We start from the raw sequence: 15,789 nt of genomic DNA, 5'->3' as shown, positions 1-15,789 counted from the left end.
TAATCGTATGAAAGCCGGTAATGACACTCGATCCGGGCCGGGGTGAGGCATAGCCCCACCTACCCCGGATGTGGGCTCTGGCCACCCGGGGCGCAGGATGGTGGGACCATAGGGCAGGACGTGGGCACAACGGCGAGGCGAGGCGAGGGGATATATGAGCGCAGAGTTCGGCCACCGCTCCGGCACGCAGGGCAGGATCTCCCAGTGGCTGCGGGGACTCCGCCCGAAGGGTCCATCGGAGACCGCTGACGGCGGGCGTGAGACCCTGCTGCTCGCCGCTGCCGCCGCGGGGCTGCCGCTCGCGCAGGCCGCGTACCCCTCCGGCTACCGGTGTTCCTGTGACCGCGTCGGCTGTCCCACCCCCGCGCGCCACCCCGTCTCCTTCGCCTGGCAGACGCAGTCCACCACCGACCGCGCGCAGATCGAGCGCTGGGCCCGGCACCAGCCGAAGGCCAACTTCATCACCGCGACCGGCATGACGCACGACGTCCTCGACGTGCCGCTCGACGCCGGGCGCGAGGCGCTGAAGCGGCTGCTGGCTTCCGGTATCGAGGTGGGGCCCGTCGCGGAGTCGGGCGGTGACCGGATGCTCTTCTTCACGGCCACGCGGGGTACGCCCGAGGACGAGGACGAGTGGTGGCCCTGCGAGCTGGACTGCCATCCCGAGACGATGGACGAGCATCCGGGGCTGCGGTGGCACTGCCGTGGGTCGTACGTGCTCGTTCCGCCGGCGCGGTTGCCGGGTGATCTGACGGTCGAGTGGGTACGCGGGCCGGAGTACGCCCTGCCGGACCCGCTCACCCTCCTGGAAATCCTCACCGACGCGTGTGCCCGTTACGCGGGCGAGAACGAGTCGGACCAGCTGGCTGCCTGGCCGCACCGAGGCTGAACCCCGAAGAACCCCGAGGCTGAACCCCGAAGCTGAACCCTGAGGGCAGGGCACAGCCAGGTGCGGCCGGCTTCTGCCGCTACTCGCCCTTCGCCCCCGTCAGCCCCTCGATCCGCCCCAGGATCGACACTCCCTGGCTCCCCGAGCTCTTCGCCGGGTCCAGGGCCGCCTGGTTGGAGACGAACTCCAGGGTGAGGGACTGCTTGATCTCGCCGGTCGTCAGGGCCTGCACGTCCGCGGTGGGCGCGGGGATCTCGGTGCCCGCCGCGGCGGTCTGCTTCTCGTAGCGGTGCGTGGTGAAGAACACCAGCGCCCCGCCGTCCGCGGTGCGCAGCCCCACCGGGGCGTAGTCGCCCGAGGTCAGCGGCTCGTCGATGTACTGCCGGGCGAGACCGGGCTTGCTGGCGAACTTCTTGCGCTGGGCCCGCCACTGCGAGGTGTGCGTGCCCGCGGCGAAGGTGTCACCGCCGGCCTTCAGATACGTCGCGTACGACTGACTCAGCTTCTCCGGCTCGATCGCCAGGGCCGCGTCGTCGGCGGTGACCGGCTGGGCATAGCCGTTCTCGTCCGTCTTGAACTTCGGTACGTCGTCGGCGGCGAGCACGGTCAGATACGAGACCTGCCATACGTCGTTCGCGTCGCCGCGGGTGAAGACCAGCAGCCAACGGCTGCCCGGCACACCCTTGTTGGCGGCCGTGTCGGCCACGAACCAGCGCGGCCAGGCCGCCTTCGCGGGTATCACGAACTTCGCGTCGCTGAACGTCAGCGCCGAAGGCGCCGGATTGCCGCCCGGGTTGTTCTTGTGCCCGGCCTTCAGCTTGGCGCCGTCGATGTCGGCGAGCGGCCCGGTGACCCGGTCCGCGTCCAGCGAACGGTCGTACTCCTTGTCCGCCTTGTTGTACGCGGTGGTGAAGTCCTTGAGCGCGCGGGCGGCCTCCGCCCGTGTCGCCGCCGGCACGATCTCCCGCTCGCCGTGCACCACCACGCAGCCGCTCGCCGTCAACGACAGAACGGTCACCGCCCCCGTTGCCAGGGCGAATTGGTTGAGACTACGAAGCCTTCGTGGGCTGCGACCCGCGCGATCCGTGCTCATCAGGTGCCTTCACCTTCCCCTTCCCGGAGGCGAACCCTACCGGGGCGAGGAAGATCGCGAGTGTCGGGACCAGGTACAGCGCCCACACCGTGACCTGGAGGACGGTCGGGTCGGGCTGGAAGTTGAAGACGCCCTTCAGGAGGGTGCCGTACCAGCTCGTCGGATCGATGGTGTTGCTGATGTCGAAGGCCAGGTTCGTCAGGCCGGGGATGAAGTCGGCCTCCTGGAGGTCGTGGACGCCGTACGCGAGCACACCCGCGGCGACGACGACCAGCATGCCGCCGGTCCAGGTGAAGAACTTGGCGAGGTTGATCTTCAGTGCGCCGCGGTAGAAGAGCCAGCCGAGGAAGACCGCGGTGGCGAGGCCGAGGGCGACGCCGATCAGCGGGCGGGGGGTGCCGTCGCTGGCCGCGTGCACCGACGCCCACACGAACAGCGCCGTCTCCAGGCCCTCACGGCCGACGGCCAGGAACGCGGTCGCGACCAGCGCGCCCGTGCCCATCGCCAGGGCCGCGTCCAGCTTGCCGTGCAGCTCCGACTTGAGGTGCCGGGCCGTACGCCGCATCCAGAAGACCATCCACGTCACCAGGCCCACGGCGAGGATCGACAGCGAACCGCCGAGCGCCTCCTGCGCCTTGAACGTCATCTCCTGGGAGCCGAACTCCAGCGCGCAGCCGAAGCCGAGGGCCACGGTGATCGCGACGCCGATGCCGATCCAGATCGGCTTCAGGGCGTCCTTGCGGTCCGTCTTCACCAGATAGGCGATGAGGATGCAGACGACGAGGCTGGCTTCCAGACCCTCGCGCAAGCCGATCAGATAGTTGCTGAACACGGGCTACGCCTCCTTGGAGAACAGCGCCCGGCCCCACCAGTCGTCCTTGTCACGGACGCCGGGCGGGACGGCGAAGACCGCCGAACTCACGTGCTGGATGTACTCGTTGAGCGCGTCGGTGCGCGACAGGCTGCGCTGCACCGGGATGAAGCCCTTGCGGACGTCACGCTGGTACGCGAGGAAGAACAGGCCCGCCTCAAGACGGCCGAGGCCGTCGGTGCCGTCCGTGAAGGAGTAGCCGCGGCGCAGGATCGTGATCCCGTCGTTGGAGTCGGGGTGCGCGAGCCGCACATGCGCGTCGGGCTTCATCGCCTTCAGGAACGGCTTGTCGTGCTCCTTGGCCTTGCCGACCGGGGCGCCCTCGCCCTTGTCGCGGCCGAAGATGTCCTCCTGCTCCTGGAGCGAGGTCCGGTCCCACGTCTCGATGTGCATCCGGATGCGGCGGGCGACGAGATACGAGCCGCCGGTCATCCAGTCGGGACCGTCCTTCTCGCCCACCCACACGAACTTCTTCAGGCGGTCCGTCTCGGTGCCCGCGATGTTGCGGGTGCCGTCCTTGAAGCCCATCAGATTGCGCGGGGTCTGCGCGTCCGGTGTCGTCGACGAGGTCTTGCCGAAGCCCAGCTGCGACCAGCGGATGGCGACCTTGCCGAAGCCGATCCGGGCGAGGTTGCGGATCGCGTGCACCGCGACCTGCGGGTCGTCCGCGCACGCCTGGATACACAGATCGCCGTTGCTGCGCGCCTTCTCCAGGGCGTCGCCCGGGAACTTCGGCAGATCGACCAGAGCCTCGGGCCGCTGGTCCTTCAGTCCGAACTTCTCGAACAGGGAGGGTCCGAAGCCGATCGTCAGCGTCAGCCGCGAGGGCTTGAGGCCCAGCGCCTCGCCGGTGTCGTCCGGCGCCGCCTCGGCGAGACCGCCGTACGCGCCCTCGCCGACGGTGTGCCCGCCGGTCATCCGGCGCGCGGCGGCCGTCCACTCCTTCAGCATCTCTACGAACTCGGCGCGGTCGTCCGTCTTCACGTCGAACGCGGCGAAGTGCAGCCGGTCCTGCACCGGGGTCGCGATGCCCGCCTGGTTCGCGCCGTGGAAGGCGACCGCGGCGCCGGCTTCGGCGGCGGTCGGGTCCACGTCGTTGCCGGTACGGGTCATCGCCACCGCGCCGCCGGCCGCGGCGGCACCGAGCGCGAGCCCGGCACCGCCCCAGCCGATCAGCGAACGCCGGGAGGGAGAGGCGCCGGTGGCGGCCTCCGCGGCTCCCGAGGCTTCGGCTTCGGAGGCTTCGGTGGTGCTCGTGGTGTCCGTGTTGTCCGTCATGGTGCGGCTCCTACTTCACGACGGCGGCGGCGAGCTTGGACAGGGGCTCGGCGAGCGCGTTGACCGCGTCCGAGAGCTCCTTGCGGTCGGCCTTGCCGACCTTGTCGTACGAGGTGAAGTCGTACTGTGTCTTATCCGTCCCGTCCGTGCGGAACTTGTCCAGCAGCGTGTTCAGCGCGGTGAACTGCTTGTCGAGCTCGGTCGTCAGCGCGGCGTCGTTCTCCTTGGCGACCGGCTTCAGCAGCTCGTACGCCTTCTGCGCGCCCTCGACATTGCCCTTGAAGTCGCTCAGGTCGGTGTGCGAGTAGCGGTCCTCCTCGCCGGTGACCTTGCCGGTGGCGACCTCGTCGAGCAGCTCCTTGGCGCCGTTGGCCATGGAGGTCGGGGTGATCACGGCCTTGCCGACGCGCTTCTGCCAGTCGGTCAGGTCGGAAACCAGCTTGTCGGCGAGGGTCTTCTCCTCGGCGCCGATCTTCTTGTCCTCCCAGAGGGACTTCTCCAGGCGGTGCCAGCCCGTCCACTTCTGGCCGTCCTCCAGACCGTCCGCGCGGACGTCGACCTTCGGGTCGATGTCACCGAAGGACTCCGCGACGGGCTCGGTGCGCTCCCAGCCCAGGCGCGAGTCGGCGAACTCCTTCTTCGCGGCCTCGATGTCGCCGGCCTTGACGGCCTTGGCGAACGCCTCGGCCTTGGGCAGCGTGGCGTCGGCCTGCTCCTGCGCGTACTCGCGGTAGGCGGCGACGGCCTTGTCGAGGCGCGGGTCGCGCTTGGCGACCTTGCCGCCGGTGACCGTGAGCTTCTGGCGGACGCCGAGGCCCTTCATGCCGGGGCGGCAGGCGATCTCGTACGAACCGGCCTTGACCTCGGCGGTCAGCGTGTACTTGGTGCCCGGGCCGATGTTCTCCTTCTCGGAGACGATCCGGTCGTCCGGGAAGAGGATCTCGACCTCGGTGGCCTTCGAGCCCTTGTTCTCGATCTGCAGCGTGACCTGGCCGGCGGGGACCGACTTCGACGAGGTCGTGCACTTGGAGTCGGCGGCGGTCACCTTGATCGCGTCGCCGTTCTTGGCGTCGCTCTTCTCGGTGCAGCCCGTGACGGCGGTCAGAGCGGCCGCGGTGGCGGCAGCGGTGACAACTGAGAGTCGGACGGCTCGCATTCAGGCTCCAAGAGAAGAATCGGACAATCCGCACGGCGGGGCCCGTGCGGGGATGGTGAGGCTGGCCTAACTTATCTGAGGCTTGCCTCACTGATACCCACCGGTCCGGTGATTCAGCTCTCACAGTCGTCGCATAGGAACGGCTTGATCACGGCGGCTCAAAACGCACCCCATGAACTGGTCAAGCGCAGGTCAAGAGTCCCGTCTCGGAGTGATCAGGGCGGCATCGGTCCTGGGGTGCGGGAACACCTCCACGGGCTGCCGATAGACGTCACTCAGCAAGTCGCCGGTGAGGACGTCGCCCGGCGGACCGTCAGCCGCGACACAACCGGCGCACAGAATCGCCACCCGGCGCGCGTACGCGCTCGCGAGCCCCAGATCGTGCAGCACCACAACCACCGCGTCCCCGGCGCGCGCCCTTTCCCGGCACACACGCAGCACCAACTCCTGGTGTCTGAGGTCGCTGGTGACATGGAGTTCGCGGAAGGTGTCGGCGACGACGAGGCGTTCGGCGGCTTCTACACCGCGGGCGCCGAGCTGGACCCGGTGGACCTGTCGGTGGCGCTGAGCGAGGACGCCCAACTGCCGGGCGACGACGGCGAGTCGGGGTCCGGCGGCTCCGCTGACTCGGGCGACTCCGACAGCTCCGGAACCTCCGGCTCCACGGGCGGCACGGGCACGACCGGCTCCACCACCGGCGGCGTGAGCGGTGCGCTCGCCTCCACGGGTTCGTCGGTGCCGGCCGGAGCGGTCGGCACCGCGGGCGCGGTGGCCGTCGCGGCGGGCGCGGGCGTGGTGTACGCGATGCGCAGGCGGCGCACCGAGGGTGTGTAGCAGTCAGGCACGCCCGGTAGGAGCAGTCGGGCCCACCCGGTAAACGAGTGGGCCCGAGGCCGCCCGTCCCCGACACTCTTCTCGATGAACATGAAGAGGGAACTGTTGGGGGCGGGCGGCCTCGTGCTGGAGGTGACCGGTCGCCCCGGTCCGCCGCCGTTGCGGTTCGAGTCGGCGGACGGGGGCCGGCTGCTGCTCCGCCAGGGCGGGCACCCGCTGCTCCTCGGCCGGATCGACCGCGGGCCCGAGGGCAACCTCTCCTACGAGGGCCTCTTCGTGCACCGCCTCGACGGCTACCGCTCCCCGCTGCCGCCCATCCGCTCGGCCCTGACCCGGTCCGCGGGCAACTGGGCGCACTTGTATGCCGGTTGGCTGGAGGAGTCGGCGGACGGCCCGCTGCACGACGGGCGCTGGCTGCTGAGCGAGGCGCGGACGTTCCCGCCGTACGTCTGGTCCGGCGACTTCCCGCGCGACTGGCCCGCCTGCTACCTCGACTGGTGCGCGGGCGGCTGGCAGGGCGTCGTCCCGCTGCGTGAGCTCTCACCGCCCGACGCGCCCCGCGTGAAGGCGTACCGAAAACACGTACGTGAGGGCACGCGGGCTCCTGTACTCCTGTGGTGGGTCTCATCCCTCGACGGCTGGCTGATCCTGGACGGGCACGACCGGGCCGTGGCGGCGTTGGCGGAGGGCCGGGACCCCGCGTGCGTGGTGTTGGCCCGTGCGCCGGACGAGGATGTCTGGCGGCGCACGGCGGACGAGGTGACCGCGGGGCACGAGCAGCGGATGGAGCGGCTGCGTGACCGCTCGGGACTGGGCGTGGAGCGCGAGCGGGCCACCCTGGAGCGGGCGTACGGCGAGGTGATGTCCTCGCTGCCGTACGACCACGGCCTCACCCGCTCCTGGCCCCTGCCCGGCGGTCCCGCGGCCTGGGACGACCTCGCGGCGCAGGTGATGTTTGAATGCCGGAGTGACTGACTACGACGTGCTGCGGGTCTTCTGTGGACCCGACGGCGGGTACGGCAATGAGCTCGGTGTCGTCCGCGAGGGCTCGGTGCTGCCGGACCGCGAGGACCGGCAGGAGCTTGCCGCGAAGCTCGGCTTCAGCGAGACCGTGTTCGTCGACGACCCCGAGCGGGGGGTCATCGACATCTACACGCCCACGCTGCGGTTGCCGTTCGCCGGGCATCCGTGTGTCGGGGTGGGGTGGCTGCTCGACGTACCCGAACTGGTCACGCCTGCCGGGGTGGTGGGGGTGCGGCTGGACGGGGAGTTCAGCTGGATCGAGGCGCGGGCGGAGTGGGCGCCGGCGCGTACGTTGCGGCGGTACGGGTCCGGTGCCGAGGTCGATGCGCTGGCTGTTCCCGAGCCTGGTGAGTGGATCTATGCCTGGGCCTGGGAGGACGAGGCTGCGGGGCGGGTGCGGGCTCGGGCGTTTCCCGGGCGGGACGACGGGATCGACGAGGACGAGGCTACGGGGGCGGCGGCGCTGCTTCTTACGCATGAGCTGGGGCGGGCGCTGAACATTGTGCAGGGGGTGGGGTCGCAGATCCTTACCGCGCCGCAGCCGGGGGGTTGGGTGGAGGTGGGTGGCCGGGTACACCTGGAGCGCTGAGCCGCGCTTCTTTCGCCCCCGCCGCCCCTACCCGTCCCATCCCTGGGGGCTGCGCCCCCAGACCCCCGCTGAAAAGATTGCGCAGTTCCCCGCGCCCCTTTTAGGGGCGCGGGGAACTGCGCGACAAGCCCCCACCGGCCCGCAGTCAAAGAACCGGGGCGGGCGGGGGATCGCGGGGCGAAGCCCCGCGCCTTAAGACACCCGCAGCCGACGTCCAAGCCCCCCGACCGCCCCGAGCCGGCAGGCCTACGCGCTCAAGGGGAACTCTTCCCCCAGGGCCACGAAGACCGCCGTGTTGAGGGCGAACGCGCGCTTGCACTCGGTGATGATGCGCTGCTTCTCCAGGTCGTCGGCGAGGACCCCGTCCAGCAGTTCGCGGTAACCCCGCTTGAACGCCGCAGGGTTGGTGATGTCCTCGAAGACGTAGAAGCGGACGCCGTCGCCCTTGCGGGTGAAGCCCCAGGTCTGTTCGGCCTTGCCGCGGATGATCTGGCCGCCGGAGAGGTCGCCGAGGTAGCGGGTGTAGTGGTGGGCGATGTAACCGCCGGGCCACTCGCGGGCGCACTCGGCCACGCGGTCGGCGTACGCCCGGGTCGCGGGCAGCGCGGTGAGCGTCGCGCGCCAGTCGGGGCCCCGGAGATGGGCCAGGTCGCGCTCGAGGGCGGTGCGGCGCAGCAGCTCGGGCTGGATGAAGGGCCCGGTCACCGGATCGGCGGCCAGACGCTCGACGTCCGCCTCCAACGCCTCGTACACGAACCACAGTTGCTCGGTGTACCGCGCGTACGCCTCGACGCCCAGCCGGCCGCCGAGCAGGTCGCTCATGAACGTCGACGTCTCCGCCTCCACGTGCTGCTCGTGCGACGCGGTGCGAATGAGTGTCGAGAACGTGGCGCTCGACGTGTCCGTCGCGTTCATGAGGCCTCCGGAGCCGAAGAGGTAGGGACGAGAGCCAGCCCATCTTCTATGGTTAGGCTTACCTAAGTCAATGACTTCCCGACACCCTGTCGGTAAAACGGTACCCCGATTCCCGATCAAGCTCACATGAGAAAGCCCGCCCTGTGGACAGGGCGGGCTCGGGGACAGTGGGGACCAGGGTTACGGCAGGGTCAGGATCTCCGCGCCACTGTCGGTGACGACCAGCGTGTGCTCGAACTGCGCCGTCCGCTTCCGGTCCTTCGTCACGACGGTCCACCCGTCGTCCCACATGTCGTACTCGTGCGTACCGAGCGTGAGCATCGGCTCGATGGTGAAGGTCATCCCGGGCTGGATGACGGTCGTCGCGTGCGGGCTGTCGTAGTGGGGAACGATCAGCCCGGAGTGGAAGGAGGAGTTGATCCCGTGACCGGTGAAGTCTCGCACCACCCCGTACCCGAACCGCTTCGCGTACGACTCGATGACACGCCCGATGATGTTGATCTGGCGGCCCGGCTTGACGGCCTTGATGGCACGGTTGAGGGACTCCCGGGTCCGCTCCACCAGCAGCCTCGACTCCTCGTCGGCGTCCCCGACCAGGTACGTGGCGTTGTTGTCGCCGTGCACGCCGCCGATGTACGCCGTCACGTCGAGGTTGATGATGTCGCCGTCCCGCAGGACAGTGGAGTCCGGGATGCCGTGGCAGATGACCTCGTTGACGGAGGTGCACAGCGACTTGGGGAAACCGCGGTAGCCGAGGGTCGAGGGGTAGGCGCCGTGGTCGCACATGTAGTCGTGCGCCACCCGGTCCAGCTCGTCCGTCGTCACACCCGGCGCGATGAGCTTCGCCGCCTCGGCCATCGCCTGCGCGGCGATCCGCCCGGCGGTCCGCATCGCCTCGATCGTCTCGGGCGTCTGCACCTCCGGTCCGGTGTACGGCGTGGGGGCGGGCTTGCCCACGTACTCGGGACGCCGGATGTTTCCCGGTACGGGACGGGTGGGAGAGAGCTCCCCTGGTACGAGCAGCGACTGGCCAGACATGTCAGCGAGTCTAACCAGCGGGCATGGGGGACCATGTCCGTGGCGAAAGGAGCCGTTCATGGCCCTCTTCAAGAGGCGGACCGTCGGCAAGCCCGGCGAGTGGTACTACTGCCTGGAGCACCAGAAGGTCGAGGAGGGCCCCGAGTGCCCGGGCAAGGACCGCTTCGGCCCGTACGCCTCCCGCGAGGAGGCGACACGCGCGATGCAGACCGCGCAGGACCGGAACCTGGAGTGGGAGACGGACCCGAAGTGGCATGACGCGCCGTCGCCGGGCCAGGAGGACGACTGAACGGGCGGGAAACGTCTTGTACGGACCCGCGGTCGCCGATGGCGGCCACTCCCCGCGGGAGACCCGTGCTTGTCAGGTGACAGTTACGGGTGGTGCGGGCGGGAAATCCCCCCGAGCGGAGCGCATCCGCACCGCGTGCTCGTTCGTCCGCACGTCATACCTCATCAGCTTCGGGAGAAACGCGGCCAGGACCCCCACCGCACCGACGCAGATCAGCCCCCCTGACCAGATCGACGTCCGCACACTCGTCCACGCCGCCATCCCGCCCGCACGGACCTGCCCGAGCGTGGGCCCCACGGAGTAGGACAGCAGCTCGATCCCGGCGAGCCGCCCCCGCAGCTCGTCCGGGATCGTCTGGTCCCAGATGGCGCCCCGGAAGATCCCGCTCACCATGTCGCAGCAGCCGCCGAGGGTGAGAAACAGCAGCACCAGCCACACGTTGTGCACAGCCCCCGCGGCCGCCATCGCGAGCCCCCAGCACGCCGCGGCCAGGGCGACCATCCGCCCGTGCCGGTGGATGCGCGAGGTCCACCCGCTGGTGAGGCTCACGAGCAGCGCCCCGGCCGGGACCGACGCGTACATCAGCCCCAGCGACCACTCCGCGTCGAGCTCGTCCGCGAGGAACGGCAGCAGTGCGAGCGGCATCGCGAAGAACATCGCCGCGAGGTCGATCGCGTACGTACCGAGGAGCTCCTTGCGGCTCCACGCGTACCGCGCGCCCTCCGCGATGGACCGCAGCGACGGCTTCGCGGCCTCGTGCGCGGCGGGCGACGCGGCGATGCCCAGGCCCAGCGCCACCGACACGACGAAAGTCGCCAGGTCCACGGCGTACGCGCAGCCGAGCCCGGCGTACGCCACGACGACGCCCGCGAGCGCCGGGCCCGCGACGCCGCCCACCGTCCAGCGCAGCGAGTTGAGCGAGGCGGCGGCCGGCAGGTGCTCGTGCGCCACGATCCGCGGGGTGAGCGAGTCCAGAGCCGGCCGCTGGACCGCGCCGAGCGCGGCGGACAGCCCGGCGACCGCGTACAACGGCCACACCGCCGGGTGCGGCAGCAGCGCGTTGACGAGCAGCCCCGCGCACAACACCCCCTGCCCGGCCTCCGTGTAGACGATCAGCTTCCGCTTGTCCAGGGCGTCGGCGAGCGCCCCGCCGTACAACCCGAACACCACCAGCGGCACCAGTTCCACGGCCCCGATGGCTCCCACCGCCACCGCCGACCCCGTCAGCGCCTTCATCTGCACCGGCAGCGCCACGAACGTCAGAAAACTCCCGAAGTTGGTGATCAGCCCGGCCACCCACAGCCGCCGAAAGTCGGCGGAGGCCCGCCAGGGGGCCAGATCGGGCAGCAGCGAACGGAGCCGGGAGGAGGAGCTCATGACCGGCCATGGTCAGGGCGAGCCGTGGGCGAGGGCAACTGCTTTTCGAGGGTGCGCCTGCTTTTCGAGGGTGCGCCGCAGGCAGGTGGCCGGGAAGAATCCGCCGCCCACTACCACCGCGCCGACGGCGGCGCCGTCAGCTGATCAGCGAGCCGTGACAGCCGGTCCCGTAGACGCCGCTTCCCCCGCGGATGCGGCACCGCGTTCTCACCGGCCGCCGCACTCACCAGATGCTGCACGGTATCGAGGTCCAGCTCGGCACCGGCCGGCAGGACGAGCGACTCATGGGCCAGCGCGGGCAACTCACCGCACCCCGCGGACAACGCGGACGACGCGGACACCGCGAGCACCGTCGCCCCGGCCCGCCGGGCGTCGTGCACCCGCTCCAACAGCCCCGCCCCGGCCGAGCCGGGCGACACCACAAGCAACGTTTCCCCACGCCGGGCCGCCTCGATACGTCCGAGCCCCACCGCCAAGTGGGCCGGATCGGACGCCCGCGCCCCGTGCCGCACCAACGTCGGCGACAGCTCCGGCGTCCCCGACCACGCCGCCTCGTCCACCAGATGCGCCGCGAGATGCCACGGCTCGTACTCCTCCGTACCGACCAGCAGCAACCCGCCGCCGTACGACACCACGGACCCGCGCAGCACCCCGGCGAACCGCCGCGTGGCCCCCAGCCACTCGGTCCCGGCGAGCACTTCGCGCAGCAACGCCACCCGTACGGCATCCATGCGAACGCATCCTGCCGCAACCGGCCACTCGTGACCCGGAGTTCACCACGAATTCGCCCAAGCTGGGCACAGGAATCGATCACCGGTCACACGCGCCCCATCCATCGGAATCCACAGGAATCCAGCGGAAGCAACCACCAGGAGCCCCCCATGGCAGAAGCGAGCACCCCCTTCCGCGCCGGCCGCGAAGGCTACGCCAGCTTCCGGATCCCCGCCGTCGTCGTCACGCACACCGGCACGCTGCTCGCGTTCTGCGAGGGCAGGGTCGGCTCCGCGCAGGACCACGGCAACATCGACATCGTGCTGAAGCGGTCGTCGGACGGCGGCCTCACCTGGGGCCCGCTCCAGGTCGTCGCCAAGAACGGCGACAACCTCGCGGGCAACCCGGCCCCCGTCGTCCTCGACACCGGCCGCGTCCTCCTCGTCCACGTCCGCGCCGCGGCCACCGCGAGCGAGGACGCGCTCCTGCGCGGCAAGGTGAAGGCGGCCGACGGGCGCCGCGTCTGGGTGCAGCACAGCGACGACGACGGGCTCACCTGGTCGAGCCCGAAGGAGATCACCGCGCAGGTGAAGAAGGCGAGTTGGCGGTGGTACGCCACCACGCCCGGGCATGCCATCCAGCTGGCCACCGGCCGGGTCGTCGTCCCCGGCAACCACACCCTCCCGCCCACGGGGACGGACAACGGCACCGAGCCGAAGTACAACAGCGGCCACTGCCTGCTCAGCGACGACCGCGGCGAGACCTGGTACCTCGGCTACCTCGACGAGAACACCAACGGCTACATCAACGTGAACGAGACGACCGCGGCCGAACTCCCGGACGGGCGCGTCTACTTCAGCACCCGCAACGATTCGGCCTCCCCCGGCAACCGCGCCGACGCCCACTCCCTCGACGGCGGCAAGAGCCTGGTCAAACCCTTCCGCCCGCAGGCCGGGCTCGTCACCCCCGTCGTCCAGGGCAGCCTCCTCCAGCTCCGCGACCCCGACCTGCTCCTGTACTCGGGCCCCGCCGACCCCGCCTTCCGCGCCCTGATGACCGTGCGCACCAGCCCGGACGCCGGCGCCACCTGGCGCACCGCGTACACGCTGGACGGGCTGCCCGCCGCGTACTCCGATCTCGTACGCGTCGACGCCACGACCGTCGGCCTTCTCTACGAGACCGGCGACTTCGGCGCGTACGAGACGATCACCTTCCGTCGTATCCCCGTGACCGCCCTCACCTGAGCTCCACAGCCGCGATCGGCGCACGTAAAGTCGGCCCATGACCTCTACTGACAGTGCCTCTACCGACCGTGCACAGAAGGCCCCCGCCAAGGACCCGTGGGACCTTCCCGACGTGTCCGGGCTTGTCGTCGGTGTGCTCGGCGGCACCGGCCCCCAGGGCAAGGGCCTCGCCTACCGGCTCGCCAAGGCCGGCCAGAAGGTGATCATCGGCTCGCGCGCCGCGGACCGCGCGCAGAGCGCGGCCGACGAGCTCGGCTTCGGCGTCGAGGGCGCCGACAACGCCGAGTGCGCGCGGCGCAGTGACATCGTGATCGTCGCCGTGCCGTGGGAGGGGCACGGCAAGACCCTCGAATCGCTGCGCGAGGAACTGGCCGGCAAGCTCGTCGTCGACTGCGTCAACCCGCTCGGCTTCGACAAGCAGGGCGCGTACGCGCTGAAGCCCGAGGAGGGCAGCGCCGCCGAACAGGCCGCCGCCTTGCTGCCGGACTCGCGGGTCACGGCCGCCTTCCACCACCTCTCGGCGGTTCTGCTCCAGGATCCGGAGATCGACGAGATCGACACGGACGTCATGGTCCTCGGCGAGGAGCGGGCCGACGTCGAGATCGTGCAGGCGCTGGCCGGCCGCATCCCCGGCATGCGCGGTGTCTTCTCCGGCCGGCTGCGCAACGCCCACCAGGTGGAGTCGCTGGTCGCGAACCTGATCTCCGTGAACCGCCGCTACAAGGCGCACGCGGGGCTGCGCGTCACCGACGTGTGAGTCGGTCGAGTCGATGGGGGACACTGGTCGGCGCAAGCTTGCAGTGTCCCCGCGACAGGAGCCGACCCCATGCCCCGCCTTTCCCTTCTCGCCCTCTTCGCGTGCGTGCTCGCCACGGCCGCGGCGGTCATCTCCTTCCTCCAGGGCAGCTGGATCGGGATCGTGTGGGTGCTGGTCGTGGGGGTGTCGTCCAACATGAGCTGGTACTACCTGCGCCGCGAGCGGGCGGAGCGCAAGTCCGTCACTGACTGATCGAGCAGTACTCGTTGGTGCCCTGCCAGAAGCGGTAGAACGCCTGGCCGCAGTACGTGTCGACATCGCTGATGCCGAGGCTGCGGAGGATCGAGTCGATCACATCGAAGAACTGGCTGTTGATCGACGGCACCCACAGCAGCGCGAACACGAACAGCAGGCCGAACGGCGCGAACGGCTCCACCTGGCGCTTGATGTTGTACGACAGCCATGGCTCGATCACTCCGTAGCCGTCCAGGCCCGGCACCGGCAGGAAGTTCAGGAGCGCGGCCGTGACCTGGAGCAGCGCGAGGAACGCCAGCGCGAACCGGAAGTCCCGCGGCACTCCGTCCAGCGCGTGCAGCCAGAACGGGGCCGTGCAGACCACCGCGAACAGCACGTTCGTCAGCGGCCCCGCCGCCGAGATCAGGCTGTGCTTCCACCGCCCCTGGATCCTGCCCCGCTCGATGAAGACCGCGCCGCCCGGCAGACCGATCCCGCCCATGATCACGAAGATCACCGGCAGCACGATGCTCAGCAGCGCGTGCGTGTACTTCAGCGGGTTCAGGGTCAGATAGCCCTTCGCCCCGATCGAGATGTCGCCGCTGTGCAGGGCGGTGCGCGCGTGCGCGTACTCGTGCAGACAGAGCGAGACGATCCACGCGGCCGTGACGAAGAGGAACACGGCCACACCGGGCTGCTCGGCGAAACCGGTCCAGGTCGCCCAGCCGGTCACCGCCGTGACGGCAGCGATCCCGACGAAGACGGGACTGATCCTCCGGTCACTGCGACGAGACGCGGCGGTGGTCATGGGGCTCCCTGGACTGGCTGGACTGATACGCATGTGCTCGGGCCTGCCCGACCGTACCGGGCTCACGCGGAAAACGTCTCGCCATCGGGTATTGGTTCCGGGGAGGGTGGGGGGATGGGGCGATGGTGGGTGTGGTGCGACAACGTGGAGATCGAGTGCTGCGGCACCCTCTTCTCGGTGGGGGACGACGTGACCTGGCCCCTGGCCCTGGAGTACGAGGAGGACATCCTCGACGGCGGGTGGTCCGAGCAGCTCAGCAAGATCGCCGCGCCGGTGGAGCGGGTGCGCGACGGGGACGGCATGATCCAGGTGCTGCGGGCGGACGACGGACTCGTCGCCGCGCTGCACTGCAACCCGGTCGACACGTCCGCGCTGCCGGACCCCGGGGAGTGGGGCCACCGGGTCGGCCTGCTCACCGTCGAACGGCACCATGGCCGGTGGCCGGAGACCACGGGCCGCGTCCTCTCCATCGCCCTGGTGCACCAGGGATTCGTCGAGACGGGCCCGGATTCGCGCACCTACTTCGCCGACCGTCGTGACCGCTTCCTGGAACCCGTCACCCGCAGTCCGGCGCGGTTCGGCCGCGACTACGACGAGATCCGTACGGAGACGGGGGCGCGCCGCCACCGCAGTCATGCCGGTGTCCTGGTCGAGCTCCACCTACCGGACCCCCGCACCTGAAG

General features: G+C 70.2%; 18 protein-coding genes and 1 pseudogene. 9 read left to right on the top strand and 10 right to left on the bottom strand.

Annotated features, from left to right (window positions below):
• Positions 1 to 154 precede the first annotated feature (154 nt).
• Positions 155 to 889 carry a bifunctional DNA primase/polymerase gene (locus tag AB5J50_RS14980; protein WP_369258284.1) on the top strand — a complete coding sequence of 245 codons (735 nt, stop codon included), beginning with the start codon at positions 155 to 157 and terminating at the stop codon, positions 887 to 889.
• Between the two features lie 79 nt (positions 890 to 968).
• Here AB5J50_RS14980 and AB5J50_RS14975 read toward each other — a convergent pair whose 3' ends face one another.
• From AB5J50_RS14975 to AB5J50_RS14955, 5 genes and pseudogenes are all read right to left on the bottom strand, one after another.
• Positions 969 to 1,982 carry a hypothetical protein gene (locus AB5J50_RS14975; RefSeq protein WP_369258283.1) on the bottom strand — a complete coding sequence of 338 codons (1,014 nt, stop codon included), beginning with the start codon at positions 1,980 to 1,982 and terminating at the stop codon, positions 969 to 971.
• On the bottom strand, positions 1,939 to 2,814 hold the full coding sequence (efeU, locus tag AB5J50_RS14970) for an iron uptake transporter permease EfeU (RefSeq protein ID WP_327428236.1): 876 nt from the start codon (positions 2,812 to 2,814) through the stop codon (positions 1,939 to 1,941). The genes AB5J50_RS14975 and efeU overlap by 44 nt, the downstream gene beginning before the upstream one ends.
• A 3-nt stretch (positions 2,815 to 2,817) precedes the next feature.
• The gene (gene efeB, locus AB5J50_RS14965; protein ID WP_369258281.1) at positions 2,818 to 4,131 is read right to left on the bottom strand and encodes an iron uptake transporter deferrochelatase/peroxidase subunit; all 1,314 of its coding nucleotides are present in this window, start codon (positions 4,129 to 4,131) and stop codon (positions 2,818 to 2,820) included.
• A 10-nt stretch (positions 4,132 to 4,141) separates the two neighbouring features.
• A complete protein-coding gene (gene efeO, locus AB5J50_RS14960; RefSeq protein ID WP_369258279.1) occupies positions 4,142 to 5,287 on the bottom strand; it encodes an iron uptake system protein EfeO in 1,146 nt (381 codons plus the stop codon).
• A gap of 192 nt (positions 5,288 to 5,479) precedes the next feature.
• Positions 5,480 to 5,749 (bottom strand): annotated as a pseudogene (locus tag AB5J50_RS14955) (hemin ABC transporter ATP-binding protein); the annotation flags it as partial.
• On the opposite strand from AB5J50_RS14955, the gene AB5J50_RS14950 reads away from it, so the two are divergent.
• The 3 genes from AB5J50_RS14950 (at position 5,738) to AB5J50_RS14940 (ending at position 7,733) form a co-directional block, all read left to right on the top strand.
• Positions 5,738 to 6,121, top strand: a complete 384-nt coding sequence (locus tag AB5J50_RS14950) for a hypothetical protein (protein ID WP_369258277.1) — start codon at positions 5,738 to 5,740, stop codon at positions 6,119 to 6,121. The pseudogene AB5J50_RS14955 and the gene AB5J50_RS14950 sit on opposite strands and share 12 nt — an antisense overlap.
• An 84-nt stretch (positions 6,122 to 6,205) precedes the next feature.
• A complete protein-coding gene (locus AB5J50_RS14945) occupies positions 6,206 to 7,096 on the top strand; it encodes a hypothetical protein (RefSeq protein ID WP_369258275.1) in 891 nt (296 codons plus the stop codon).
• On the top strand, positions 7,089 to 7,733 hold the full coding sequence (locus AB5J50_RS14940) for a PhzF family phenazine biosynthesis protein (protein WP_369258273.1): 645 nt from the start codon (positions 7,089 to 7,091) through the stop codon (positions 7,731 to 7,733). The genes AB5J50_RS14945 and AB5J50_RS14940 overlap by 8 nt, the downstream gene beginning before the upstream one ends.
• A 246-nt stretch (positions 7,734 to 7,979) precedes the next feature.
• On the opposite strand, the gene AB5J50_RS14935 is transcribed toward AB5J50_RS14940, so the two are convergent.
• Both AB5J50_RS14935 and map read right to left on the bottom strand, forming a co-directional pair.
• Positions 7,980 to 8,648 (bottom strand): heme oxygenase (biliverdin-producing), encoded by a 669-nt coding sequence (locus AB5J50_RS14935; protein ID WP_369258271.1) that lies wholly within the window; start codon positions 8,646 to 8,648, stop codon positions 7,980 to 7,982.
• 180 nt (positions 8,649 to 8,828) lie between these two features.
• A complete protein-coding gene (map, locus tag AB5J50_RS14930; protein WP_369258269.1) occupies positions 8,829 to 9,686 on the bottom strand; it encodes a type I methionyl aminopeptidase in 858 nt (285 codons plus the stop codon).
• 58 nt (positions 9,687 to 9,744) lie between these two features.
• On the opposite strand from map, the gene AB5J50_RS14925 reads away from it, so the two are divergent.
• On the top strand, positions 9,745 to 9,975 hold the full coding sequence (locus tag AB5J50_RS14925; protein ID WP_369258267.1) for a hypothetical protein: 231 nt from the start codon (positions 9,745 to 9,747) through the stop codon (positions 9,973 to 9,975).
• Between the two features lie 72 nt (positions 9,976 to 10,047).
• Here AB5J50_RS14925 and AB5J50_RS14920 read toward each other — a convergent pair whose 3' ends face one another.
• Together AB5J50_RS14920 and AB5J50_RS14915 are read right to left on the bottom strand one after the other, a co-directional pair.
• A complete protein-coding gene (locus AB5J50_RS14920) occupies positions 10,048 to 11,352 on the bottom strand; it encodes an MFS transporter (RefSeq protein ID WP_369258265.1) in 1,305 nt (434 codons plus the stop codon).
• A gap of 110 nt (positions 11,353 to 11,462) precedes the next feature.
• On the bottom strand, positions 11,463 to 12,083 hold the full coding sequence (locus tag AB5J50_RS14915; RefSeq protein ID WP_369258263.1) for a hypothetical protein: 621 nt from the start codon (positions 12,081 to 12,083) through the stop codon (positions 11,463 to 11,465).
• A 150-nt stretch (positions 12,084 to 12,233) separates the two neighbouring features.
• Between AB5J50_RS14915 and AB5J50_RS14910 the strand changes: the two genes are divergently transcribed.
• From AB5J50_RS14910 to AB5J50_RS14900, 3 genes are all read left to right on the top strand, one after another.
• Positions 12,234 to 13,307, top strand: coding sequence for an exo-alpha-sialidase (locus AB5J50_RS14910; RefSeq protein WP_369258261.1), 1,074 nt, complete (start codon positions 12,234 to 12,236; stop codon positions 13,305 to 13,307).
• 37 nt (positions 13,308 to 13,344) lie between these two features.
• Positions 13,345 to 14,064, top strand: a complete 720-nt coding sequence (gene npdG / locus AB5J50_RS14905) for an NADPH-dependent F420 reductase (protein WP_369258259.1) — start codon at positions 13,345 to 13,347, stop codon at positions 14,062 to 14,064.
• Between the two features lie 69 nt (positions 14,065 to 14,133).
• Positions 14,134 to 14,316 (top strand): hypothetical protein, encoded by a 183-nt coding sequence (locus AB5J50_RS14900; RefSeq protein ID WP_369258257.1) that lies wholly within the window; start codon positions 14,134 to 14,136, stop codon positions 14,314 to 14,316.
• Here AB5J50_RS14900 and AB5J50_RS14895 read toward each other — a convergent pair.
• The gene (locus AB5J50_RS14895; RefSeq protein ID WP_369258255.1) at positions 14,306 to 15,106 is read right to left on the bottom strand and encodes a site-2 protease family protein; all 801 of its coding nucleotides are present in this window, start codon (positions 15,104 to 15,106) and stop codon (positions 14,306 to 14,308) included. The genes AB5J50_RS14900 and AB5J50_RS14895 overlap by 11 nt on opposite strands.
• Positions 15,107 to 15,220: 114 nt before the next feature.
• Here AB5J50_RS14895 and AB5J50_RS14890 point away from each other — a divergent pair, with 114 nt between their 5' ends.
• The gene (locus tag AB5J50_RS14890) at positions 15,221 to 15,787 is read left to right on the top strand and encodes a DUF6578 domain-containing protein (protein ID WP_369258253.1); all 567 of its coding nucleotides are present in this window, start codon (positions 15,221 to 15,223) and stop codon (positions 15,785 to 15,787) included.
• Positions 15,788 to 15,789: the final 2 nt, after the last annotated feature.

Source organism: Streptomyces sp. R35 (assembly GCF_041053035.1).
Taxonomy (GTDB): domain Bacteria; phylum Actinomycetota; class Actinomycetes; order Streptomycetales; family Streptomycetaceae; genus Streptomyces; species Streptomyces lutosisoli.
Note: the sequence above shows the minus strand (reverse complement) of the source record. Positions and strands in the feature narration are given on the sequence as shown.